This is a genomic window from Cnuella takakiae, assembly GCF_001953305.1.
Lineage (GTDB): Bacteria > Bacteroidota > Bacteroidia > Chitinophagales > Chitinophagaceae > Flavisolibacter > Flavisolibacter takakiae.
The window spans coordinates 770,392-794,220 of the sequence record NZ_MTFE01000010.1 but is presented as its reverse complement, the minus strand read 5'-3'; the positions used below and the strand labels follow the sequence as shown (position 1 = coordinate 794,220).

The 23,829-nt window shown below is 53.9% G+C and carries 19 protein-coding genes; 8 read left to right on the top strand and 11 right to left on the bottom strand.

The annotated features are described in order from the left end of the window. From metH to BUE76_RS03710, 5 genes are all read right to left on the bottom strand, one after another. A partial coding sequence (gene metH / locus BUE76_RS03730; protein ID WP_076026763.1) for a methionine synthase occupies positions 1 to 2,214 on the bottom strand: 2,214 nt, incomplete at its 3' end. Between the two features lie 49 nt (positions 2,215 to 2,263). Then, positions 2,264 to 2,677 carry a GxxExxY protein gene (locus tag BUE76_RS03725; protein ID WP_073046875.1) on the bottom strand — a complete coding sequence of 138 codons (414 nt, stop codon included), beginning with the start codon at positions 2,675 to 2,677 and terminating at the stop codon, positions 2,264 to 2,266. A 29-nt stretch (positions 2,678 to 2,706) separates the two neighbouring features. Further along, on the bottom strand, positions 2,707 to 3,717 hold the full coding sequence (locus BUE76_RS03720) for a homocysteine S-methyltransferase family protein (protein WP_073046879.1): 1,011 nt from the start codon (positions 3,715 to 3,717) through the stop codon (positions 2,707 to 2,709). Positions 3,718 to 4,127: 410 nt separating this feature from the next. Then, entirely contained in the window at positions 4,128 to 4,745 is a 618-nt protein-coding gene (gene recR / locus BUE76_RS03715) for a recombination mediator RecR (protein ID WP_073046882.1), read from the bottom strand. 291 nt (positions 4,746 to 5,036) lie between these two features. Continuing rightward, positions 5,037 to 6,434, bottom strand: coding sequence for an Ig-like domain-containing protein (locus tag BUE76_RS03710; protein WP_073046885.1), 1,398 nt, complete (start codon positions 6,432 to 6,434; stop codon positions 5,037 to 5,039). 229 nt (positions 6,435 to 6,663) lie between these two features. Between BUE76_RS03710 and BUE76_RS03705 the strand changes: the two genes are divergently transcribed. Continuing rightward, a complete protein-coding gene (locus BUE76_RS03705) occupies positions 6,664 to 7,125 on the top strand; it encodes a lipocalin family protein (protein ID WP_073046888.1) in 462 nt (153 codons plus the stop codon). Positions 7,126 to 7,494: 369 nt separating this feature from the next. On the opposite strand, the gene tsf is transcribed toward BUE76_RS03705, so the two are convergent. From tsf to BUE76_RS03680, 5 genes are all read right to left on the bottom strand, one after another. Further along, complete coding sequence (tsf, locus tag BUE76_RS03700) at positions 7,495 to 8,331, bottom strand: translation elongation factor Ts (RefSeq protein WP_245798413.1); 837 nt, start codon at positions 8,329 to 8,331, stop codon at positions 7,495 to 7,497. A gap of 242 nt (positions 8,332 to 8,573) precedes the next feature. After that, entirely contained in the window at positions 8,574 to 9,512 is a 939-nt protein-coding gene (gene rpsB / locus BUE76_RS03695) for a 30S ribosomal protein S2 (protein ID WP_073046893.1), read from the bottom strand. A gap of 114 nt (positions 9,513 to 9,626) precedes the next feature. Beyond that, positions 9,627 to 10,016, bottom strand: a complete 390-nt coding sequence (rpsI, locus tag BUE76_RS03690) for a 30S ribosomal protein S9 (protein ID WP_073046896.1) — start codon at positions 10,014 to 10,016, stop codon at positions 9,627 to 9,629. 74 nt (positions 10,017 to 10,090) lie between these two features. Next, the gene (gene rplM / locus BUE76_RS03685; protein WP_073046899.1) at positions 10,091 to 10,534 is read right to left on the bottom strand and encodes a 50S ribosomal protein L13; all 444 of its coding nucleotides are present in this window, start codon (positions 10,532 to 10,534) and stop codon (positions 10,091 to 10,093) included. Between the two features lie 264 nt (positions 10,535 to 10,798). Continuing rightward, positions 10,799 to 11,356 (bottom strand): hypothetical protein, encoded by a 558-nt coding sequence (locus BUE76_RS03680; protein ID WP_073046901.1) that lies wholly within the window; start codon positions 11,354 to 11,356, stop codon positions 10,799 to 10,801. Between the two features lie 357 nt (positions 11,357 to 11,713). On the opposite strand from BUE76_RS03680, the gene BUE76_RS03675 reads away from it, so the two are divergent. The 7 genes from BUE76_RS03675 to BUE76_RS03645 all read left to right on the top strand — a co-directional run bounded on the left by BUE76_RS03675 (position 11,714) and on the right by BUE76_RS03645 (position 20,733). Continuing rightward, complete coding sequence (locus BUE76_RS03675; protein ID WP_143157435.1) at positions 11,714 to 12,358, top strand: hypothetical protein; 645 nt, start codon at positions 11,714 to 11,716, stop codon at positions 12,356 to 12,358. A gap of 5 nt (positions 12,359 to 12,363) precedes the next feature. Continuing rightward, positions 12,364 to 15,081, top strand: a complete 2,718-nt coding sequence (locus BUE76_RS03670) for a TonB-dependent receptor (protein WP_073046909.1) — start codon at positions 12,364 to 12,366, stop codon at positions 15,079 to 15,081. Continuing rightward, a complete protein-coding gene (locus tag BUE76_RS03665) occupies positions 15,081 to 16,202 on the top strand; it encodes a DUF4249 domain-containing protein (protein ID WP_073046912.1) in 1,122 nt (373 codons plus the stop codon). The genes BUE76_RS03670 and BUE76_RS03665 overlap by 1 nt, the downstream gene beginning before the upstream one ends. A 65-nt stretch (positions 16,203 to 16,267) precedes the next feature. After that, a complete protein-coding gene (locus BUE76_RS03660) occupies positions 16,268 to 18,469 on the top strand; it encodes a hypothetical protein (RefSeq protein ID WP_073046915.1) in 2,202 nt (733 codons plus the stop codon). Positions 18,470 to 18,521: 52 nt separating this feature from the next. Then, positions 18,522 to 19,082 carry a DUF1415 domain-containing protein gene (locus BUE76_RS03655; RefSeq protein WP_073046917.1) on the top strand — a complete coding sequence of 187 codons (561 nt, stop codon included), beginning with the start codon at positions 18,522 to 18,524 and terminating at the stop codon, positions 19,080 to 19,082. Between the two features lie 135 nt (positions 19,083 to 19,217). Beyond that, positions 19,218 to 19,826: an HD domain-containing protein gene (locus tag BUE76_RS03650; protein ID WP_073046919.1), complete on the top strand. Its 609-nt coding sequence runs from the start codon at positions 19,218 to 19,220 to the stop codon at positions 19,824 to 19,826. A gap of 7 nt (positions 19,827 to 19,833) precedes the next feature. Next, positions 19,834 to 20,733 (top strand): hypothetical protein, encoded by a 900-nt coding sequence (locus BUE76_RS03645; protein WP_073046922.1) that lies wholly within the window; start codon positions 19,834 to 19,836, stop codon positions 20,731 to 20,733. A gap of 555 nt (positions 20,734 to 21,288) precedes the next feature. Here BUE76_RS03645 and BUE76_RS03635 read toward each other — a convergent pair. After that, the coding region (locus BUE76_RS03635; protein WP_216820615.1) for a VCBS repeat-containing protein at positions 21,289 to 23,829 on the bottom strand (2,541 nt) is incomplete at its 5' end.

Genomic DNA, 23,829 nt, shown 5'->3' with positions numbered 1-23,829 from the left:
TTCCCTTCGGGAAGGGTCGGGGATGGGCTTTACGAAATCAGCTAGCGAAAAGCTGGGCTGGCCCGCAGCTTTCTTGTTCTGCTGGCGCAACGATTCGAGGTGTACAGGCCCTTGTTCCGTTTGCAGGATGATGGTATCGCGGCCATTGCTTTGCGCCGGCCAGAAGCCAATTACGCCTTTGGCAGTAAACCATTTTTCTGCTATGACCTGTTCGATCATTGCCTGTGCATCGTTGTACAACTTGGTGGCTTCAGCGCCAAATTTTTCATCCTTCAGCACCTGCGGAAAACGGCCCGGCATTTCCCAGCCAATAAAGAAGGGTCCCCAGTCGATATAGCGGGCGATGGTTGCCAGGTCAAAATCCTGGAACACTTTTACACCTTCAACAGCAGGTTTGGTGGGAGTATAATTCTGCCAGTCCATTTGCTCGCGCAGGGTTACTGCAGTTTCGTAAGCAATGGAAGCCTTATGTCCCTGCTTGTTGGCAAACTGCACGCGCAGGTTTTCGTACTCGGTATTGATCTGTTGCAGGAAGCCTTCTTTCTGTTCCTTGCTCAGGAGGCTGCTCACCGCCGTTACGCTGCGCGAGGCATCCAGCACATGCAAAACGCCATGCTCGTATTCGGGAGCGATCTTTACGGCTGTGTGTGTACGTGAGGTAGTGGCGCCGCCAATCATCAGGGGCTGCTTCATACCGCGGCGTTTCATTTCGCGGGCCACGTGCACCATTTCATCCAGCGAAGGCGTGATCAGACCACTGAGGCCGATCACATCCACATTTTCTTTTTGTGCCGTATCGAGGATTTTATCTGCGGGCACCATCACGCCCATATCAATCACATCATAACCATTACAACCCAGCACCACCCCTACGATGTTTTTGCCAATATCGTGTACATCGCCTTTCACCGTTGCCATCAGCACTTTGGCAGCACCTGCGGTTTCGGTGGCCTGTGTGCCGGCAGCGGCATGGGCTTTCAATCGTTCTTCTTTTTCTGCCTCGATATAGGGCGTTAAAACAGCAACGGCTTTTTTCATCACCCTTGCGCTTTTCACCACCTGGGGCAGGAACATCTTACCTGCGCCAAAAAGGTCGCCCACTACATCCATGCCCTTCATCAGCGGGCCTTCGATCACATCGAGCGGACGGGGGTATTGCTGCCTTGCTTCCTCGGTGTCGGTATCAATGTATTCGGTAATGCCGTTTACAAGCGAATGGGTAAGGCGTTCTTCCACATCCAGGTTGCGCCATGCTTCGTCTTTCACTTCTTCCTTACCTTTCGCCTTCACTGTTTCAGCAAAAGCAAGAAGCCGGTCGGTAGCATCGGAGCGGCGGTTGAGCACCACATCCTCGCAGCGTTCACGCAGCTCGGGCTCGATGCTTTCGTATACCACCAGCTGTCCGGCGTTTACTATACCCATATCCATACCTGCCTTGATGGCATGGTAAAGGAATACGGAATGAATGGCTTCGCGCACATGGTCGTTGCCACGGAAGGAGAAGGATACATTGCTCACGCCACCGCTGATCTTTGCCAGGGGCATTTGCTGCTTGATGATGCGCGTGGCTTCGATGAAATCAACAGCGTAGTTGTTGTGTTCTTCGATGCCGGTGGCAACGGCAAAGATGTTGGGATCGAAGATGATGTCCTGCGGAGCAAAGCCCACTTCGTTTACCAGTATGTTGTAAGCGCGTTCGCAAATAGTAATGCGGCGTTCGAGGTTATCGGCCTGTCCATTTTCATCGAAGGCCATTACTACCACCGCAGCGCCATAAGCCAGGCAGATATGTGCCTGATCAATGAATTTTTCTTCGCCTTCTTTGAGCGATATGGAGTTTACCACGCACTTGCCCTGTACGCATTTAAGACCCGCTTCGATGATCTCGAACTTGGAGGAGTCGATCATTACAGGAATGCGTGCAATGTCGGGCTCGGCCTGTAAGAGGTTGAGGAAGGTGGTCATGGCCAGCACACCATCGAGGAGGGCGTCGTCCATGTTTACGTCGATGATTTGTGCGCCGCTTTCCACCTGTTGGCGGGCAACGGAGAGCGCCTCTTCGTATTTGCTTTCGCGGATAAGGCGCGCAAATTTCTTGGAGCCGGTAACGTTGGTGCGCTCACCAACGTTGATGAAATTCGTTTCCGGACGCACCACCAGCGGCTCGAGGCCAGCCAGGCGGAGATAGGGTTTTATGATCGTTTGTTCGGTCATGCTGTTCTTTTTGAACCACGGAGCCAGGGAGGACACCGAGGTTCACAGTTTAGTTTATTCTTCTTTTAATGCCATCTTTCATAAGCGGCACATGAAAGTTGATTAAGTATCCCAGGCGTTTACCCGTTAGTTTCAGGTAACTCAGTAATTGCGCTTCCCAAACCGGGTGGTAGTTTTCCTGTGCTTTAAGTTCAATGATCACGAGATCATCAACCAGTATATCGATCCGCAACCCATCGTCTATAATCAAATGATCGTAGTTAATGGGCGTTGAACTTTGCTTTTTGTAAGGAATACCTCTTTTCTTCAGTTCATAACAAAAGCATTTTTCATAAACACTTTCTAAAAGACCTGGCCCTAATGCTTTATGAATATGGTAGGCAATATCAACAATCTGCTTTGCCAGCCAGTGCTCTCTTTCCGATAGTGGTTTATAAAAACCCTCTGTGTAACTCTGTGCCATAGTGTCTCCGTGGTTCAATAACCATCAAATTACACCACGGCTTCAACAACAGGAAGCGGTCTGGGCTTCAGCGTTTTCACATGATCTGCAATGTGCTTTATGTGGTCGGGGGTGGTGCCGCAGCAGCCACCAACGATGTTGACAAAGCCCTGCTTTGCCCAGTCTTCAATATAGTGACCAGTGTCTTCAGGAGCTTCATCGTACTCGCCCATGGCATTAGGTAAACCCGCATTGGGATAGGCCGATGTAAAGCAGGCAGCGATGCTGCTCAACTCCTCCACATGGGGCCGCATTTCCTGTGCACCAAGGGCGCAATTCAAACCAATGCTCAGCGGCCTTGCGTGCATCACCGATGTGTAGAACGCTTCCAGTGTTTGCCCGCTCAGCGTACGCCCCGATGCATCGGTGATGGTACCGGAGATCATGACGGGCAGTTTGCGGCCGCTTTCGCGCTCCCATTTTTTTACTGCGAAAATGGCTGCTTTGGCATTGAGCGTATCAAATATGGTTTCGATCAAAAAGAGATCGGCGCCACCTTCGGCCAATGCTTTTACCTGCTGGTAGTAAGCGTCGGCGGCTTCATCAAAGCTCATGGCACGGAAGCCCGGATTGTTTACATCTGGCGAAAGGGAAAGCGTCTTGTTCATGGGCCCGATGGCACCGGCAACAAAGCGGGGGGTGTTGTCACCGCTTTCCTGTTGGTACTCCTGCACAGCCTCTTTTGCAATGCGGGCAGCAGCCACGTTGATTTCATAGGCCAGGTCTTCCATGTGGTAGTCGGCCATGGAAATGCGCTGCGCATTGAAGGTGTTGGTTTCAATGATATCGGCGCCGGCAGCGAGGTATTGCTTATGGATCCCCTTGATGATTTCGGGTTGGGTAAGACACAACAGGTCGTTATTGCCCTTAAGGTCGGAAGGCCAGTCTTTGAAGCGCTCACCGCGGTAATCTTCCTCGGTGAGTTTATGACGCTGGATCATGGTGCCCATGGCGCCATCAATCACCAGTATGCGTTGTTCGAGTTCTTTACGGATGTCCATGCTTTGAATTTTGAACCACGAAGGCACAAGGACACAAAGTTTCACGAAGAAGCTATGTATTGTGCAAAAGTGGCAGTTGCAGTGGCTTGTAGGTAGCGGCCACCCGGCAGGAACAGGTAAACGAGGAGGGACTTCTTTTAAGAAGTAGGTTCACACGTTTATTAGTTCTGTTCCCGGTTGTATGGGTTTTGGCCGAACAATAAACAAATCCGCCAGCGGTGCAAAGATAAGAGAAATACCACACACCCTGTCCCCCTGAAGGGGGAACTTAGGTCAAAGCTTATTCTTATAAAAACAGCCACTCCGAAACAGAGTGGCTGTTTTGTTTATCACGATTGCAACCTAACGTATGTGGTTGAAAAGGTGAACACTTAAGCCTAAGTTCCCCCTTTAGGGGGACAGGGGGTGTATTACCTGTTCCCCACATACCGGTCCACCGGCAGCCTGTTTTGCAGCGAGCGGCCAAGGGTCATTTCGTCGGCATATTCCAGCTCGCCGCCAAAGGCGATGCCGCGGGCAATGGTGGTAACCTTAATGCCTGCGGGGAGTTTCTTTTGGATATAGTAAATGGTAGTATCCCCTTGTATGGTGGGCGACAGGGCAAAAATCACTTCCGCAGTCTCTTCTTTTTGGGTGCGGTGAATAAGGGTATCGATATTCAATTGCGAGGGGCCAATACCATCAAGCGGCGAGATAACGCCTCCTACCACATGGTAGGTACCATTGAATTGTTGGGTGCTTTCCAGCGCAATCACATCGCGGATACTTTCCACCACGCAGATGATGTCCTGCTTGCGGGAGGTGTTGGCGCAGATAGAACAGAGATCGGAATCGGACACATTGTGGCAGCGCTGGCAAAACTTGATTTCGCTGCGCATGCGGCGCATCACATCACTGAAATGCTGTACCTCTTCTTCTTCTTCCTTCAACAGGTGCAGCACTAGGCGCAGGGCCGTTTTTTTACCAATGCCGGGCAATTTGGCAAACTCATTTACCGCCGATTCCAACAGTGCGCTTGAGAACTCCATAAGGGGGCAAATTTACTGAAATACAGCGGGTAAATGGGGCTGAAAAGCAGGAGATTTCAGGCCTTGTTTGGAGCTTTAACAAGTAGGATAAGTAAGGAGTGGTGAGTGATGAATAAGTGTAACTGCAACCAAGTTTTTGGCGGTTTAATACAGTAACGCAAAGAGCACAAAAGAGCCGCAAAGAGCGCTAAGGACTTCCTTCGCTGTCTCTGCGTCTTCTTTGCGCTCTTTGCGGCTCTTACCTTGAGTTAGCACCTATTCATGCAACCCGTAGCAGTAAAGTACCTTTTATCACCTTGGTGCGGGCAACGAAAGGTCATTTTCCCGGTCGGCCCTTATGGTAATCTTTTGGGTAAAAGGCCGTGCTATTTCAGGCAGCCGGCGCTGCCCAAAGAACTGGCCAGCATCCCAACGGCCATTGCCGTTGCGGTCGTTGAGCAGGCGCAGGTCGTAATCGCCGGGCAGGAAGAGCTGCTGGGTAAACCTGCCATTGCGGATGGGCACGGAATAAACCACTTTATCACTTTGCACAAACTGGAGTACCGGGTTCTGGGTAGTGTCGATACCACTTACTTCCAGGTTGATGGCGCCGTACTCGGCAAGGCGGCGGGTGCTGAAGCTCACGGTATCGGCCTTAAGCAACTGCCTGCCCAGGGTATCGGTGGCGAAGTTCTGTTGCAGGATCAGGTGGTACTGTTTGTCGGGCTGCCACTGGGTGCGCAGGCTCAGTTCACGGCGGGTGCTATCCTGCAGCCAGCGGTAACCGCTTACCGGCGTAAAGGTACTGTCGGCGGCAAGGCTCACCCGGGTAGAGTCGAACTGGCGCAGGGGCCGCTCAAAGGTGAGGGTAAAATCCTGGAGCAGGTCCTGCTGGCTACCGCTGGAGGTAAAACGCAGCCTGCGATCGGCAGCGGTATTGCCACCTGTTGTGCTGGTACTGCGCTGCTGCGTGGTGTTTTCGGCGGTTTCCTTATATGCATACAACTGTACGGAATCCTGTCCCGATACGACGGCACTGTTGGCAAACCCAAAAGCCTGTGCAGGGCTGGTATAGCGGCGCATGATGCCCGCATCGCCAATGGCATAGATGGCAAAAGAATCACGGGGCAGGCTGCGGAAACGAAAGCCACCATCACGGTCCACACGGCTTACATAGCGGGGACGTGTTTTGTACACCGCCGAATCGTCAAAACTGCGGTGGAGCACCACGATCATGGTGGTGTCGGTCTTGCCGGTTTCGGCATCCACTACCCTGCCGGAAAGCTCCATCGAGTCGAGGTAGGGACCGGTGGAAAAGCGGTAGGCAAAATTCCGGTACACATTGCCTTCATTGATGTCGCGGAGGGCATTGCCAAAGTCAAAGGTATAGGTAGTATTCGCTTCAAGCGAGTCCTTCAGGCGGATGGTAACAGTGCGCAGGCGGGCTTCCACTACCGGTACATTTTCAAAAAGCGGGGTAAACAAAAGGTTACCCTGCACTTCCTGCAGGTCTACAAACTCGTCGAAGTTGAGCACGATGCGGTTGCCACGGAAATTAACCGTGCTGTCTGCAGGTGCGGCATTCAGCAGTACCGGCGGCAAGGAGTCGCGGGGACCACCCTGCGGGGGAATGATATTGGCGCAACCGGTAGTTGCCTGCAGCACCGCAAGGAAAGCGAGTATAAGGAGAAGAGAAAAAAGCTGCTTCATAAAGTGGGAGCAAACTTAGCTTCTTTAGGCCGAAAGCCATGTTAATAGCTGTGCTATTGCCCCATCGGGCTCATTGGCTGATGCGTTCTTTATCCTTGAACAGGAAAGTCCTTGCAAGGATGATCTTTTGTTTTATTTTGGGCACCTGATCCCACCCGCTGAATACCGTTGGTTCCTTTTCCTGCAAAACCATTCCCTGTTCCCAAACCATCAAACTAAAACCAGGTATATGCTCAGCACCCTTGCTAACCGCACCGTCGCTGCACTTTTTGCAGCCGTCCTCCTTTGCAGTTGTGATAAAGACGAAGATGAAAAAGTTTCACGCGCCCAATTGCTCACCAATGGTCAATGGCGCCTAACAGCTGCAGTAGCCAACCCGCCGCTTGTAGCTGGCCCTTTTACCATAACCGATTTATACAACAGCCAGATGATGCAGTCCTGCCTGAAGGATAACCTGTATAAATTCAATAACGACAATACCGTTACAACCGATGAAGGTGCAGAAAAATGTGATCCTGCAGTCCCGCAAACCAGCAATGCACCCTACTCACTAAGTGCAAATGAACAGGAGCTTACGTTCCTGGGTACTACGCTTACCATTACCGAGTTGACCAACAGCACGCTTAAGGTTAAAGGGCCTATCACGGCACAAGGGTTTTCCGTCAATGCGGAACTGACCTTTTCCAAATAGGTAATAACAGAGGCCAATAGCAAAACCGTTGAAACGGTTTTATATCCAATTGTACGTATTGCATATCCCACGGTTGAAACCGTGGGCTAATGGCTGGCCATACCATGCACCAGACATAGTTGCAAGATCCTTTTTGATCCTGTTTAGGTTCAATGCTACAATCATATTATGGGGCTGCAAAAGCCAGCACAACATGCATTCGGAAGCATTTATTAGCCCACGGTTTCAACCGTGGGACAACAACAGCCCTCGCAGAACACCAAACCGTTTCAACGGTTTGCCGGCCATTGGCAAAAGGCTGGTATAAAAAACAAAGAGGCTGTTTCTACGGGAGAAACAGCCTCTTTTATATGGTTGCGAACAAAGGGATTAACCCAGTGCTACACGCTTGAACTCGATAACCTTCAGGTCAGCGTCTACGCTCTTCAGGTAGTCGCCAACGCTCTTGCCGCCGTCTTTAACGAAGGCCTGGGCAGTGAGGGTGCTTTCTTTGAAGAAGGCGTTCAGTTTGCCCTGGGCAATTTTGTTCAGCATATCCTCGGGCTTACCGGCCATCTTGGGATCCTGCTGGATCACGTCCAGGATGATGGCGCGCTCACGCTCTACGGTTTCGGCAGGTACCGAAGACTCGTCAACAGCTACGGGGTTCATGGCAGCGATCTGCATGGCCACGTCCTTACCGGCTTCTGCGGCTTCTTTGTTCATAGCTACCAGCACACCCATGCGGTAAGCACCGTGGATGTAAGAAGCAACATAAGGCGCTTCTACACGCTCGTAACGAACGATACCAATTTTCTCACCGATAGAAGCGAGCTTGTCGTTGATGAGGTCGGAAACCTTGGCACCGTTAACGGTAGCTTCGTTTACTTCTTCAACGTTCTTGGCATCGGCAGCAACAGCAGCGTCGGCAATGCTTTGTGCAAAAGCTACGAAGTCGGCGTTCTTCGATACGAAGTCGGTTTCGCAAGAGATGGTGATTACATAACCGATCTTGTTGTCGGCAGAAGTGCGGGCAATTACCACGCCTTCCTTGGCTTCGCGGTCGCTGCGCTTGGCGGCAACTTTCTGGCCCTGCTTGCGCAGCCAGTCGATAGCGGCTTCAAAATCACCACCTGTTTCGGTGAGGGCCTTGCGGCAATCCATCATACCAGCGCCGGTAGCCTGGCGCAGCTTGTTGATATCCTGGGCAGTAATCTGTACAGACATGATTGTGCGTTATGTTTTAAAGGCAAAAAGGTTGATAAGCTAATGTGCTAATTAGCCAATGTGCTAATGTGCTAAGAGCTACACCGTTGCCGAATAAGGTTATAAAAGCACAAGTGTGCGACGCAAGGGACGCTGAATAGAATTATGCAGCTCACTCCAACATCACACACTTGCTTATAAAAGAACTACTGTAAGTCAAAGGGAATGTTCGACCTAAGTTCCCCCTTTAGGGGACAGGGGGTTTAGCGACGACCACCACCGGGACCGCGGCCAGGACCACCGGGACCACGACCTGCGCCACCGCTACGGCCACGGCCAGGACCACCAGCACCGGGACCACCCGCGCCAGGACCACGACCAGCACCTGCAGGGCCACGACCACGACCACCACGGCCGCCTTCGCTCTGGGCTTCAGCCTCGAGGCGGGCAGCGCGGCGCTCGTTCTCTTCGTCGTTGGCAGCATCATCACCGTCTACGTCTTTGTCAGCCTGACGCTCGGCCAGACCTTCAGCAATAGCAGCGGTGATGTAGTTGGTAACGATTGCGATCGACTTGGTAGCGTCATCGTTGGCAGGGATAGCGAAGTCAACCTTGTTGGGATCGCAGTTGGTATCAACGATACCAAAAGTTTGGATACCCAGGCGCTTGGCTTCAGCCAGTGCGATGTGCTCGTGACCGATGTCGATGATGAAGAGGGCAGCAGGTACACGACCCAACTGGGCGATACCACCCAGTACCTTTTCCATCTTGTCTTTATCGCGGGTCAGGGTCAGACGCTCTTTCTTGGTGATCGAGTCGAAAGAACCGTCGCCCAGCATTTTGTCGATGCTCTGCATCTTCTTCACGCTCTTGCGAACGGTGTTGAAGTTGGTGAGCATGCCACCCAGCCAACGCTCGGTAACATAGGGCATACCTACGCGCTGAGCGCACTCGGTAACGATATCTTTAGCCTGCTTCTTGGTACCAACAAACAGGATTTTCTTACCGCTGCGGGCTACCTGCTTCAGGGCAGCTGCAGTTTCCTGCATGCACTCGGTAGTTTTGTTCAGGTCGATGATGTGGATGCCTTTCTTCTCAGCGAAGATGTAGGGCAACATCTTGGGGTTCCACTTCTTCTTCAGGTGACCAAAGTGTACACCTGCTTCGAGGAGTTGTTGTTGAAGGGAAGTATTTTGTTCCATGAGTGTTTTGAGCTTTTAGCTATTAGCTGTTGGCTATTAGCTGTTTGTTTTATGATGTGTCGGATTGTCTTTGACCAGTAGCTAACAGCTAAAGGCCAAAAGCCAACAGCCGTATTAACGCTTCGAGAACTGGTAGCTGCGACGAGCTTTTTTGTGACCGAATTTCTTACGTTCAACCGAGCGGGGATCGCGTTTCAGCAGACCGGCAGCTTTCAGTGCGGGGCGGAACTCAGGGTTGATTTCCACCAGTACGCGGGCAATACCCAGCATAGCGGCTTCAGCCTGGCCTTTCACACCACCACCGGCAGCGTTGATCTTGATGTCGAACTTGTCGGCAGCCTCAACGGTTTTCAGCGGGCGCTCTACCTGGTTTTGCAGGTACACCAGCGGGAAGTATACTTTGTAGTCTTTATCGTTTACGGTGATGTTGCCGGAACCCTTCGACAGGAATACGCGGGTTACCGCTTCCTTACGACGTCCTACACCATTTCTTTGCTTTTCCATTTAGTATAGCTTTTAGCTTTTAGCTTTTGGCTGTTAGCTAAGGGCTAACAGCTAACGGCTAACAGCTGATTGATTTAGAATTTCAGTTCCTTGGGTTGCTGTGCGGTGTGGGGATGCTGATCGCCGGTGTACACAAACAGTTTCTTGTACATCTGACGGCCCAGGCGGTTTTTGGGCAGCATGCCTTTCACGGCGCGCTCAATGATTACTTCAGGACGACGCTTCAGCAGGTCTTTGGCCAGTTCTTCTTTACGGCCGCCGGGGTAACCGGTGAAGTGGTCGTAAACTTTCTCGTCCATCTTGTTGCCTGTGAATTTCACTTTTTCAACATTGGTAACGATGATATAGTCACCGCAGTCAACGTGAGGGGTGTAGTATGCCTTGTTCTTACCGCGCAGGATTGCCGCGATACGGGCACACATACGACCCACGGTTTGATTGGTACCGTCCACAACGTACCAGTTGTGTTGTACGGTAGCCGCATTCGCATGCTTGGTTGTAAAATGCAGTTTGCTCATAATGATAAATTTATCCCGTTCCTTTCATCCCGAACGAGCAGGGATCGCCACCGCCATCCCGGTAGCTGATGAAAAATTGAGGCGCGAAGATAGGCAGAACCGTAGTGCACAGCCAAGCAAAAAGGTAACTATTTTACATACACCTTTTGCAACGTATTGATTTACAATAAAAATTTTGACCAAACTTTATCAACATACAACACCCAAACCCGGTTTTCCCCCTTTTTACAGCAAAAATGGCCTGAAAAACCGGGCAGGCGGCACTTAAAGCAGGCGCAATCGGAAGAACTGGTCGGACAGGACGATGGCCGATGCTACTACCATCACTACCAGCAGCGTAACCCAATTGACCCGCCGGCTTACCCCCTGTTCGCTTGCCCTTTTGTAGAGCAGCCATCCCAGGATGGCCACTACCAACAGGGGCAGGGTAAAACGGCCCAGGCCCAGCCAGCTGCTGATGCGGGCTTCATCGTTGGGATTAAACAACGATATGATACCGGCCAGCAGGCGCATATAAAAAGCAGTAAACAAAACGGGGTACAACAAGGGCCGGCGGCCTTTGCCCATCAACACAAAAACGAGGATCGCACTCAGCAGGGTAAACAAGGGGCCTGCTGCACTGATCCACTGTTCGTGGGCGCTGCTGTTGTAGCTGCCGCTGACCGGGTAAGCCGTATTAAGCGTCATAGCCATGGGATAGCCCAGGGCGATACCAGCCAGGTAATGCGCCCCTTCGTGGAGCAGCCAGGAGGCGACAACTACAACTACGGTAATCAATAAATAAGCAGGGTTGATACGGATGGGTTGGGCAAGGATGAGCATAAGTGTGCCGAAGGTAGGGCTTTGACTTCCGCAAATGGATTGCATGCCCGTACCTACATCTGGTTATGCGGCTGCAACTCCCGCCCATCATATTCCAACTGACCTTGTGCCGGTAAAAAAAGATATTGTGCAACGTTCGGCAGGGATAGGCTGTCCACCCGTTGCGAAGCCAGTGTAAACACCAGCTACCTTGAATTTTGCTCCGGCTGCCGGTAAGAAAAAGGTAGCGGTTGAGGCTCCTGCCAGTTCGTTTTGGCAGTAGAACCAACCGGTTCTGGAATGCCGTCCTGCTTGCTTTGAACGTATCTTAACCCAAAACTTCAGCCATTGCTTGCCCGCCATACCTTTTTTCTGTGCATGCTCCTCCTATTGGGGCAGGCTGCGCAGGCACAGCCTGCCGCCGATTCGCTGTACCGCCAAACCCTGGGGTTCCACCAAAGGCTGTACAATGGTCCCGAGTACATCCGTACCTATCTCAACATGTCGGGTCACCCCTTCCTGGAACAGGATAGCATGGCGCTGGATACCATCTGGTACGATCATAGCCGATACGACGGGGTTCCGCTCAACTACGATATTGTGCGCCAGCAGGTGATCACCCGCGGGGCACAGATCTTTTCCATCAGCCTGGTGCCGGAGAAGATCGAAGCATTCAGCCTGAACGGCCGCTACTTCAGACGGCTGGACACGGTAGTGGACAACAGGCGGCTGACCGGAATGTACGAAGTGCTGCATGCCGGCGAAAGCCTGGTGCTGGCCTACCGCTACAAGGAAGCCAAGGCCGCCAGCGGCAGCGATGAACAGGGCAGGTTCATCCCGCACCGCCGCTTTTACGTGGTCCGCAACGGCAGGGTGTTTACGGTGGAAAAGGCCAACCAGTTGTACCAGGTGTTTGCCGACCGGCGCGAACAGGTAAAAGAACTGCTGCAACAAAGCCCTGATTTTAAAACCAAGCCTGAATCAATCCTTATTGCCACAGCCCGGCTGTCCGAAACAAAATAGCCTGCATGAACAATCGCATACACTACATCCTGTTACTGCTCCTGCTGTTGTGGGTGCAGGCGGCCACGGCCCAGACCGGTAAACGAGCCGATGCCAGCTTCAGCAAAACGCCCTTCCGGAAGTTTGCAGCCAAAGTGGAAGAGCTGTACGGGTGCCGCATGTTCTTTATCGAGCCCAGCCTCGACAGCGTGGCTGTAAGCGCTACGCTTAAAGCGGCAACCCTCCCCGAGTTGCTGGAAGCGGTAACCAGCGGCAGTGGTTATCACTTCGCCATCGACCCCGACAATAACGTTTTTATTACCACTACCCCGCTGAAGCCGCTTGCGGCCAACTTCTTCAGCCCCGGCGGCCGCACCGCCGATACTACCCGGCGGCAGTTGCAGCCACAGGCTGTAGTGGTAGGCAGCGCGAAGGGCGGCACAGCCAAAAACCGGGCAACCCTGGCCGGCTATATACGCCAGCGCAAAAACGGCGAGTCCATCGGCGGGGCACAAATACAGGTGGTGGGCGCCGGCAACTCCGTACTTGCAGCCAACGATGGTTTTTATACCCTCAACCTGGCACCTGGCAGGTACACCCTGCGTATCAGCAGCACGGGCATGCAGGAAACCGAACTACCGGTGCAGGTGCTGGGCGATGGCCGCCTGAACTTTGAACTGGACGAGCAAATCACCAGCCTGCGCGGGGTAACGGTGTACTCGGGTCGCAATACCAACCTGCGCACCACGCAGATGGGTATTGAAAAGCTGAACATTCGCACCATCAAACAGCTGCCTGCGCTGATGGGCGAAGTGGATGTGCTGCGGGTTGTGATGGCGCTGCCCGGCGTCAGCACCATTGGCGAAGCCAGCACCGGCATCAACGTACGGGGTGGTGCCGCCAGCCAGAACCTGATGCTGTACGATGGCGCTACCATTTACAACCCCGCCCACCTGTTTGGCTTTTTTGCCGCTTACAACCCCGATATGGTAAAGGGCGTAGACCTCTACAAAAGTTTTGTTCCCGAAAAATATGGCGGCCGCCTTTCGGCGGTGTTGGATGTAAGCACCCGCGAAGGCAACCGCAAACAGGTGTCGGGCAATGCCGGTGTGGGCTTGCTGACCAGCCGCGTATCGTTGGAAGGGCCGCTGGGCAGTGACAAAACCACCTTCCTGGTGGGGGGCCGCACCACTTATTCCAACTGGCTGCTGCGCCAGCTGCCGCGTGGCGTGTACCGCAACAGCGCGGCTTCTTTTTCCGACGCCGACCTGCACCTCCAGCACCGCATCGATGACCGGAACACGCTGTCGCTGACCGGCTATTTCAGCCAGGATGACTTCCGGTTCAACAACGACACCAACTACGCCTACGGCAACCGCAATGTGAACCTCAAATGGAAAAGGCAGTTCAGCAACCGGCTTACGGGCATGTTTTCGGGTGGCCTCGACCGCTACGGTTTTGATGTGGGCAGCCAAAGCAATAGCGTCAATGGCTTTGCCCTCAGCTTTGGCATCACCCAGTTGTTTTTGCGCAGCGATTTTACCTATATCCCCAACAATAAACACACCCTCAGCTTTGGTCTGCATACCATGCGTTACAAGCTGCAACCCGGCGAGCTGGTGCCCCAAGGCAAGGAGTCGCTGGTGGCAGGGCGCAAGATTGCCGCAGAACAGGCCCTGGAGTCGGCGCTGTACCTGGGCGATCAAGTGACCGTCAACAGCAAACTGTCGGTAAATGCGGGCATCCGCCTTTCCGCATTTCAATACCTGGGGCCCCGTACCGTGTACCGCTATGTAGCCGGGCTACCCCGGAGCCAAAACACCGTGCAGGACTCGGCCTATTACGGCCGGGGCAAACTGGTCAAAAACTGGATGGGCCCCGAGTTCCGGTTTTCGGCAAGGTATAGCCTCAATGCACAGACTTCCATGAAAATGGGTGTGAACACCCTGCGCCAGTACCTGCATATGCTGAGCACCAGTGCGGCTATATCGCCGGTTGACAGCTGGAAGCTCAGCGACAACCACATCCGTCCACAGGTGGGCGAACAGGCATCGCTGGGCATTTACCGCAATACCCGCAACAATGTGCTGGAACTGTCGGTGGAGGCCTATTATAAACGGATGCGCCATTTCCTCGATTATAAAAGCGGGGCGGTGCTGGTGCTCAACGAAAGGGTGGAGCGCGACGTGGTGAACACCAAAGGCTATGCTTACGGTGCCGAACTGCTGGTACGAAAAACCACGGGCAAGCTCAATGGCTGGATCGCCTATACTTTTTCGCGCAGCTGGCTCCGCCTCGACGACCCCATTGCCGGTGAGCAGATCAACCGGGGAAAGGCCTACCCTGCCGATTTTGACAAGCCGCACAACCTGAACGTGGTGACCAACTACCGCTTTTCGCACCGCTTCAGCGCATCGGCCAACCTGGTGTACAATACCGGGAGGCCCGTTACCTTACCCATTGGCTCCTTTGTGCTGGGCGGTGCCCAGCGCCTGCTGTATGGCGACCGCAACAGCCACCGCATACCCGATTATTTCCGCACCGACCTATCGTTTAATGTGGAGGGCAACCACAAGGTGCACCAACGCACCCACAATGCATGGTCTTTTGGCGTATACAACATGCTGGCACGCCGCAATGTGTACTCCGTGTATTTCGTGCAGGAGCAAAACGAAATCAAGGGCTACCAGTTGTCCATTTTTGCCACGGCCATTCCATTTGTCACGTTTAATATCCGATTCTGATGCGCTATACCAACATCGCTTTTTACACCTTCATCCTGGCCTTTGCACTGTTTGCCGCAGGCTGTGTAAAACCCTATGAGCCACCCGAGGTGCTCAATGCCAGCAGCCTGTTGGTGGTGGACGGACTGGTGCAGGCGGGCGGCCAAACCACCATCCGGCTGTCGCGTACCCGGCGGCTCACCGGTGGCGATACGGCGGTAAAAGAAACAGGCGCCAGGCTGGAAATTGAAGGCGGCGGCGCCCGGTACCCGCTCACCGAAACGGCAGCCGGCACTTACACGGCGGCGGCCCTGCCTTTGCAAACCGGCACGGGTTACCGCCTCCTCATTCGCACCGCCGGTGGTGTTGATGCCGCTTCCGAATTTGTAACGGTAAAACAAACGCCACCCATTGAGCGGCTGTACTGGGAGCAGGAGGATGGCTTTGCCTCCATCTATATCGATACCCGCGACCCGCAAAACAATACCCGCTATTACCGCTGGGACTTTGAAGAAACCTGGGAATACCGCGCTTTTTTTGAAGCCGTTTTCCGCCGTAAAGAAGACAGTATCGTGGCCCGCACCCCGGACGAAATGCGTTATGTATGCTGGCGCACCGACCCTGCACCCAATATTCTGTTGGGGGTAAGCACCTCGCTCACGCAGGATGTGGTACAACGCAAACTCATTACCCGCATCAAAACAGCTACACCCAAGATGGCCGAGCGGTACAGCATCTTGGTACGGCAGTATGCCCTCAGCCGCGAAGCATTCGACTACTGGCAGATCCTGCAAAAGAATACCGAACAGCGGGGCTCCCTCTTCGATGCCCAACCGGCACAGCTACGGGGCAATATCCAAAACCTGAGCAACCCCGATGAGCCGGTAGTTGGTTTCCTGAGTATTTCATCGGTGGCGGAGCAACGGATTTTTATCAAACGTGCCGAGATCGTGGACGGCTATAAAGCGGAAAGTGTATGCTCCGTGCAGATTGTACCGGGTGACAGTGCGGTGTATTACCTCAAGCGGTTGCAACTGGAACCCGCCTATTTCATTACCGGTGGCGGACTGGCCATCACCCGAAGTTCGTGCGTGGACTGCACCGAGCAGGGCGGGGTAACTTCCAAGCCATCTTTTTGGTAATAAGGTTGAGAAACCAGCGGCTACCCCTTTTGTGGAAACTACCTGAATCTTTAACTGCACTATTCATGCGCCAACGCCTTAGATATTTCATTTTACATTTTGCCTTGTTGCCGCTGGCTATGGCGGCCCAAGCACAGCTGGCAGGCAGCCCTGTTTTGTTGCCCCAGCAGCGACTATCGGCAGCCGTCAACAAGCATTTTTTTGTTACCGGCGAAACCATTTGGCTGGGCGCCATCACTACTGCATTGAACTCCGGCAAAGCTTCTGACCTGGAGCGGGCGGCTTTTGTGGAACTGTTAAACAGCAGGGGGCAGGTGGCACTACGCGGTATGATCGCCTTGCGGGATAGCAGGGGCTACGGCGGCCTCTTTCTTCCAGCCACCATAGCCACCGACAGGTACCTGCTGCGGGTGTACACTGCCGGGCAGCAGGTGGTTGGGCCCGGGGGCTTTTTTTCTACCAGCCTCACCATTGTCAATCCCGAACAGCCACCGCTGGAGCCCAATGCTACGCCTGCCGATTCCGTTGGGGTGCAGTTTTTTACAACAAGCGGCCAACTGGTGGCTGGCCTCGGCAATACAGTTGGGGTGCAGATAACAGATACCTGGGGCACCCCCATTGAAGCAGCTGGCGTGGTACTGAACAGCCGCAACGACACCCTTGCACATATTACTACCTGTTGTGGCGGAAGGGCAGGTTTTCAGTTGCGCCCCCAGGCAGGCATGCAATACCGTTTGGAGGTAAGCCATCAAGAAAAGTTATATTCCAGGTACCTGCCCGCTGTTGCCACCCAAGGTATGGTGATGCAGGTAAAGGCCGCTGCCAATGGCGGTGCCGATGTGCAGGTGGCGGCAAGCGCCAACTTCAACGGGCAACAGGTTTTCCTCCACAGCAGGAGCCTGCATACCGGGATGATCAACAATGGCAGCACCACATTCCAGCTTACAGCCGCCGACCTGCCGGAAGGAACTGCCCCCATACTGCTTTATGACGGTGGCGGTAAAATACAGGCACAGCGGTGGTGGCATCAGCCCGGCAACCGCACAACCATATTGGCGGTGACACCCGGGCAACAGCGCTATGGCAAACGCCAGACCGTGGCCGTACAGCTGACTACTGGACAACCCACTGAGGTAGCCGTTTCCGTTTTCCGGGTCGATTCGCTGCAACACCCGGTACCAGAAAGGGTTAAGGCCCCGGACCGCGAAGCCAAAGAACTGGCACTGCTCACCATGGGCACCGAAGTGCAGGCGGTACAGAACCAGTGGCTGCCCCAGCGCGAAGGCCTGTTACTGCCGGTACGCATTACCCATGCCGGCAGCGACCTGCCTGCCAGCGGGGTGACTGCCAGCCTTTCGGTACCCGGTAAGCCCTTTGCTTTTGTACAGGCTACTGCCGACAGTGCAGGCATCGCTTGGTTCAACCCGCCGCCTTTTTACGACTCGGGTGCCGCATGGATACAGCCGCCGGTAACGGCAAGCGGCAGGTACCGCATTGCGCCATTCCCCTTGTTTTACCCCGTACCACAAGTGCCGGAAGGAAGGCTCTACCTGCCCAAAGCATGGGCGCCGCAGTTGGAGCAGCACCTGCTGGCGGCACAGGTGCAGGAAGCTATGGGTACCGGCCCGGTGGCAGCACCGATCGATACCACCAATTTTTATGGCAAACCCGATAAGGTATACCTGCTGGATAATTACACCCGCTTCCCGCTGTTGGAAGAAGTGCTGCGGGAGTATATTCCCGAAGTGGTGGTGCGCAGGCGTGCCGACGGCTACCATTTCCGGGTGTTCGACGAATCGTACCGCAGGCAGTTTGAAAATGACCCGCTGGTACTGCTCGACGGACAGCCTGTTGCCATCAACGAGCTCATGGAGCTGAGCGCCCTTAAAATCCGCCGCCTCGATGTGGTGGGCAGACGTTATGTGTATGGTACCCAAACCTATGAAGGGGTACTGGCCTGGTACACCTATACCGGCGACCGCGCCGGGCTACCCCCGCCGGCAGGCACCGCTGCCCTGAACCTGCCACCCCAGCTGCGGCAGCCGGTGCTGGCATCGATGGCTTTACCTGCCGGCGCTGCCGACCGGCATACCCCCGACCAGCGCCTCCAGCTGTTCTGGGCGCCCTACCTGGCCACCGACCAGTCGGGGAAAGCAACTGTACGCTTTCAAACTTCCGATGTGCCGGGCAGGTATGCCATTGTGGTACAAACCATGGGCGAAGCGGAAGGGACCAAACCTGCAGTGGTTTATTTTGATGTGGAGTAAAACACCTAACAGGTCTTGAAGACCTGTTAGGTGTGCACCGTACTTTTGCGCTATGAAGCAGCCAGCAAGCCCGGAAGTGATGATTGCCCAAACAAAAAAGTGGATCGTGGATGTGGTGGTGGGTTGCAATTTTTGCCCCTTTGCCGCCCGCGAGGTAAAACGCGACAGCATCCTGTTTGAGGTATTGGAAAACGCCCCCAAGGCCCTTGTGCTGGCAGACCTGCGCAAAATCCTGCAGCAGCTTGATAACAACCCTGATATAGAAACGGCCTTTCTTATCCTGCCGCAAAATTTCAATTCTTTTTCCGTTTACCTGCGGTTGGTAGACGCCGCCGAAGTCCTGCTGCGTAAAGAAGGATACGAGGGCATTTACCAGGTGGCTTCTTTTCACCCCGGCTACCTCTTTGCCGGCAGCAGCCCTTCCGACCCGGCCAATTACACCAACCGCTCGCCCTACCCCATGCTTCACCTGTTGCGTGAAGCCAGCGTGAGCCGCGTGGTAGACGCCCACCCCAACCCGCACGCCATCCCGGAAACGAATACCGCCTTTGCCCGGCAAAAGGGGCTGGTGTATATGGCGGCACTGCGGGAGGCTTGTATGGAAGTGAAATAAGAGAAAGCCACAAGCGGCAAGTAATTATTGATTATTTATTATTGATTACTAGACTGCACCGGCCGCGGCAATAATCAATAATCTAATAATCAATAATTAAACAACCCATAAATTGCCGCTATTTGCAACAACAACATGGCTGAATCAATACAACCTTTAGGACGTACTTCTTTTGGCAACCCCGCCGATGCCGGTAACGTGATGACCGAAACGGAAGCCTTGGCCTTCCTGGAAGAATGGGTGCCCAACGAAAAGCTGCGCCTCCACATGAAACAGGTGGGCGCCGTGATGAAAGCGTGGGCGCTGGAAAAAGAAGGACTCCCCGAAGCGGAAGCCCACAAGTGGTGGCTGGCCGGTGTGCTCCACGATGCCGACTGGGAAAAGTTTCCTAACGACCATTGCCGCGTGATTGTAGAAGAACTGGAGCGCCGCCACATCGACCCTTCCGTAATCCAGTGCATTGCCTCGCATGGCCCAAGGCATTTTGGCGTGGAACCCCAAACCACGATGGACAAGATGATCTATCTATTCGACGAGCTTTCGGGTTTTATCCATGCCGCTGCCCTCGTGCGCCCGCAACGTTACGAAGGCATGGATGTTAAGAGCGTACAGAAAAAATTAAAAACCCCGGCCTTTGCCGCCCAGGTTAGCCGCGAGGATATCCAGGATGCCCTGGAGCGCAGCGGCCAAAGCCTGGAAACGATCATCCCCTTCATTATCCAGCACCAGCAACAGGTGCAGTAAGCCCATTATGAAAAAAACGATTCTTACTATTGCCCTCGTATTGATTTTAGTGGTTGCTGCCCTGTTCACCTATTTCCCGGCGCAGCAACCTTTTGAATATTCCCTGAAGCTGGCTCTTCCCGCAAAAGCCTTGCAGCGCAGCCTGCAGGAGCAAAGTCTGCACCCGGTTGCCAAAGCTGCCGGTCCGCAAGAAGTAGTATTGCGGCCCGGTTTTTACGACGGCTTCCTGCTCAGCATTGCCACCACCGACAGCCAAAGCCAGAACAGCCCGCTTAAGCTCATTCCACTGGGTACCGACAGTACCATCGTGTACCTGAATGGCGTAGTAAGAGGCGGCAACGACCCGCTTGCCCGCATTGCCACCTGGAAGCGCACCCAGGTGGTAAAGGAAAAAGCCAAAGCCTGGCTGCAAAACCTGCAGCAAATGGAGCAGCCAGAGCAGCTATATGGTTTTAAAGTAAATGTGGGCCAGGTACCCGACAGCGTTATGGTGACCAAGCGTTTTACCAGCCCTGCTTATCCTACTACCAAACAGATCTACGGCCAGGTGGCGCTGCTGCAGCAATATGTAACCAGTGCCGGTGCACAGGCCACCAACCCGCCCATGCTCTTTGTACAGGAAACCTGTAGCGGCTACGAAGCACAGGTGGCCCTGCCTACCAACCGCCTGCTGCCGGGCAAAGCCGATATCAGTTACCGCCGCATGGTGGTAAAGGGCAATATCCTATGGGCCGAGCTCCGCGGCGGGCAGGCTACCGTGGAAGAAGGTATCCGCCAGCTGGGCAACTATGTGCTGGATCATGGGCATATCTCGCCTGCCATACCTTTTGCCTCCCTGGTTACCGACCGCACCCGGGAAGCGGATACCACCAGGTGGGTGACCCGGATTTATTATCCGATCTATTGATTTGCAGGTAATTGGCTTTTTAAACCATGTTGTTGAATCTGCAAGTATGGTTTCACGCAAAGGCGCTAAGGAGCAAAGACGCCAAGGTTTTTCACGCAACGACGCGACGGAGCCACGGCGCAACGGATTGCAAGATGACAATTTCGTCTTGCGTTGGTGGTCAATTATGGATTCTCGAAAGTTGCAAACCTATTATTGACAGCGCACTGCTTTTTACCTATTTCCATTCGGTAATACCAACTGATATCAAACCGCTTCTAAAAAAGCAATGTCTAGCCCACGGTTTTAACCGTGGGGATAATGCCGACCTATGCACGGGACAAAACCGTTTAAACGGTTTTGTATCAATTATGCAGATGCTATTGTTCCAAGGTTAAAACCGTGGGCTAAATAGGCCATACAGGAATGGATTGGAGTAAAAACATAAGCTACAAAAGCTGCAACCGAATCATCTCTACCAGATTCGGTTCATTTGAATTGTTCCTAATTATGCCATTATTGGCAATCCGATAGACTTTAAACTTTCAACTGTGAACCGGGAACCCGCACCTTGCTTTACTGCTTTCCTCCTAGTTCCACCAACTTCGCCGCACCGCCATTCAGAGCCAGCAGGTACAGGGTTTTACCCCCCACTTTCACCGGTTTTATTTTGCGTACCTGACCTTTAAGGCTGGTGCCTTGCCAGGGTTCTACGGCAAAGTTGCCATTACCGCTGTTCACCCATACCGATCCATGATCGGCGGCATAGCGGCCCATCTGGATATTATTATCGAAGAAATTGGCAGCAGGCAGCAAGTCGGGGCGGCCATCGCTGTTTACATCCACCACCACCGCATCGCGGTAGGTAGTAAGTTGTGCAGGCCAGGGCAGGGCTTTTACGGCAAACTTCCAACCGCCTTCATTGATCAGCACGGCATTGGAAAAATAATTGGCGCTGCGCTTCTGGGCGGCATCCAGCTTGGCCTGCGGGATGATATTGGTGAGGGTAGCCTTGGCAAAATCGCCGGCATACAGGAATTGCTTTTTCAGTATGGGCACCTGTTTTTCCAGTTCCGCCTTATTGGCAAAAGGTATTTCGCGGCCCGCCAGCCAGTAGGTAAGCACCTGCTCCTTTTGGCCGTTGCCGTCAAAATCGCCGAAATAGAGGTTTACAGGCTGGCTGGTGCCGGGCTTGAGGCGGTTGTTCTCACCCAGGTTGCCTGCCACCAGGTCCAGGTCGCCGTCACCATCCACATCCAGGGGTTTGGCAAATTGCCACCAGCCCAGGGCATCACCCATGCGGTGCCGTACAAAACTGCCTTTTCGGTTTTCAAAAATGGTTACCGCATCCCACTCCAGCGATAACACCAGGTCGGCGTCACCATCGCGGTCCATATCGGTCCAGGTGCCGCCAGTAACCAAACCAGCTTCGCCCAGGTCGGCACCAAACCGCGCCGTTACATCGGTAAAACCGCCCCTGCCGTCACCCTGCAGCAGGTAGGATCTGGGCGTTTGCCCATAAGCCCAGGGCACTGCGCGGCCACCTACAAAGAGGTCGAGGAGTCCATCGCCATTGATGTCCTGCGGCAGGATGCAGGAGGCGGTCAGGTATATATTGGGAAAAGCATCCGCTTTAAATGTCAACCGGCCTTTGCCATCGTTGAGGTACAAACGCGGCTGGAGTCTTGGATCCTGTCCGTAGTATTCGTTACCTCCTGAAGCCACCAGCAGGTCGGGGGCGCCATCCCGGTTTACATCTGCCCAGGCGGCATCCACTTCTTCGTACATACTGTCGAGGGCAAGGGCAGGCTGTGGCAAAGCCCGGAAACGGCCACCGGCATCCTGTACCAGTACGGCAGCTTTTTCGCCCTTGGCCGAGCCAAAGAAAACATCATCACGCCCATCACCATTGATATCGGCAATGGCCAGCGCCGGCCCCTCCCGGCTCACCATGTGCGGGATCAGAGGCTCTCGGTCAAACTCAACAAATGGGTTTTCCACATGGGTAAACTGCAGACCGACAGCTTCCGTCTGGTCTGCCACTGCGATACCTCCAGCGCGGTGTGCCTGATTGAAGGCAGCAATATTGAAGCGGGGAAGACCGGTTTGGTACGTAAGTTTTTGTGTGCCCCGCAAAGCGGTATCCATTTTCTGGTAGCTCCCATCGGGCCAAACCAGTACCAGCGAATCGGCCTTCGTACCTGCTAGCCCCAGGTGCAGCGATACCTGCATGCTGCTTTGAAAGCCTTTTACCGGGTAGTACTCGTAGGTGCGCACTTCTTTTCCTGCAAATACCAGGGCTTTTGACCCAACAGCATTGGTGTTTTGCCCGGGTCCTTTCAGCTGCAGGGAAAGATAGGTTTTGGCACCGCCATCGTTGCTGTGGTTTTCGTACACCAGCACCGCATCGTCGATATTGTTCACCACAATGTCCTGGTCGCCATCGCCATCTAGGTCGGCATAAACTGAGCCATTGGAAAAGGTGGGTAGGTCGCCTTCGATGCCGGTAGCCAGGTCCTCGAACAGTACATCGCCCTTGTTGCGGAAAAACTTGTTGGGCAGCTTGATCTGCGGGAACTTGTCCACCACAGCCATTTCCTGCTCGCTCACCAGGGCAGCATTGATGCGGCCCTGCACCTGGTCGTTGGAAATATAGTTTACATAATCAATATCGTTGAGGCGCTTGGGAATGCCGTTGGAAATAAACAGGTCCTTGCGGCCATCGTTGTCGAAATCCATCCATAGGGGCGCCCAGCTCCAGTCGGTGGCGTGTATGCCGGCACGGCGGCCCACCTCGCTGAACAAACCATTGGGCTGTTGCAGCTGCAGGGTATTGCGGGCATACTGCGGGTGGTAGCCATAGCCCACTTTCATGTTGAAGATGTTGTACTCGTCTTCGCCCAGCGAGCGCTTGAGCACATAAGGGTCCGAGGGCAGCATGTCCATGGAAATGATATCCGGCAGCGCGTCGTTGTTGATATCGGCCACATCTACGCCCATCGAAAACTGCGAGGTTTCGGTGGTGCGCTCTGCCAGCTCGTCGCGGAAAGTGCCATTGCGCTGGTTGATATAGAGGTAATCGTTTTCGTGGAAGTCGTTGCCAACATAGATATCGGG

Excerpts from the sequence above, each read along its gene's own strand:
- BUE76_RS03725 (WP_073046875.1), bottom strand. The coding sequence starts at position 2,677 with ATGGCACAGAGTTACACAGAGGGTTTTTATAAACCACTATCGGAAAGA.
- BUE76_RS03720 (WP_073046879.1), bottom strand. The coding sequence starts at position 3,717 with ATGGACATCCGTAAAGAACTCGAACAACGCATACTGGTGATTGATGGC.
- recR (WP_073046882.1), bottom strand. The coding sequence starts at position 4,745 with ATGGAGTTCTCAAGCGCACTGTTGGAATCGGCGGTAAATGAGTTTGCC.
- BUE76_RS03710 (WP_073046885.1), bottom strand. The coding sequence starts at position 6,434 with ATGAAGCAGCTTTTTTCTCTTCTCCTTATACTCGCTTTCCTTGCGGTG.
- BUE76_RS03705 (WP_073046888.1), top strand. The coding sequence starts at position 6,664 with ATGCTCAGCACCCTTGCTAACCGCACCGTCGCTGCACTTTTTGCAGCC.
- tsf (WP_245798413.1), bottom strand. The coding sequence starts at position 8,331 with ATGTCTGTACAGATTACTGCCCAGGATATCAACAAGCTGCGCCAGGCT.
- rpsB (WP_073046893.1), bottom strand. The coding sequence starts at position 9,512 with ATGGAACAAAATACTTCCCTTCAACAACAACTCCTCGAAGCAGGTGTA.
- rpsI (WP_073046896.1), bottom strand. The coding sequence starts at position 10,016 with ATGGAAAAGCAAAGAAATGGTGTAGGACGTCGTAAGGAAGCGGTAACC.
- rplM (WP_073046899.1), bottom strand. The coding sequence starts at position 10,534 with ATGAGCAAACTGCATTTTACAACCAAGCATGCGAATGCGGCTACCGTA.
- BUE76_RS03680 (WP_073046901.1), bottom strand. The coding sequence starts at position 11,356 with ATGCTCATCCTTGCCCAACCCATCCGTATCAACCCTGCTTATTTATTG.
- BUE76_RS03675 (WP_143157435.1), top strand. The coding sequence starts at position 11,714 with ATGCTCCTCCTATTGGGGCAGGCTGCGCAGGCACAGCCTGCCGCCGAT.
- BUE76_RS03670 (WP_073046909.1), top strand. The coding sequence starts at position 12,364 with ATGAACAATCGCATACACTACATCCTGTTACTGCTCCTGCTGTTGTGG.
- BUE76_RS03665 (WP_073046912.1), top strand. The coding sequence starts at position 15,081 with ATGCGCTATACCAACATCGCTTTTTACACCTTCATCCTGGCCTTTGCA.
- BUE76_RS03660 (WP_073046915.1), top strand. The coding sequence starts at position 16,268 with ATGCGCCAACGCCTTAGATATTTCATTTTACATTTTGCCTTGTTGCCG.
- BUE76_RS03655 (WP_073046917.1), top strand. The coding sequence starts at position 18,522 with ATGAAGCAGCCAGCAAGCCCGGAAGTGATGATTGCCCAAACAAAAAAG.
- BUE76_RS03650 (WP_073046919.1), top strand. The coding sequence starts at position 19,218 with ATGGCTGAATCAATACAACCTTTAGGACGTACTTCTTTTGGCAACCCC.
- BUE76_RS03645 (WP_073046922.1), top strand. The coding sequence starts at position 19,834 with ATGAAAAAAACGATTCTTACTATTGCCCTCGTATTGATTTTAGTGGTT.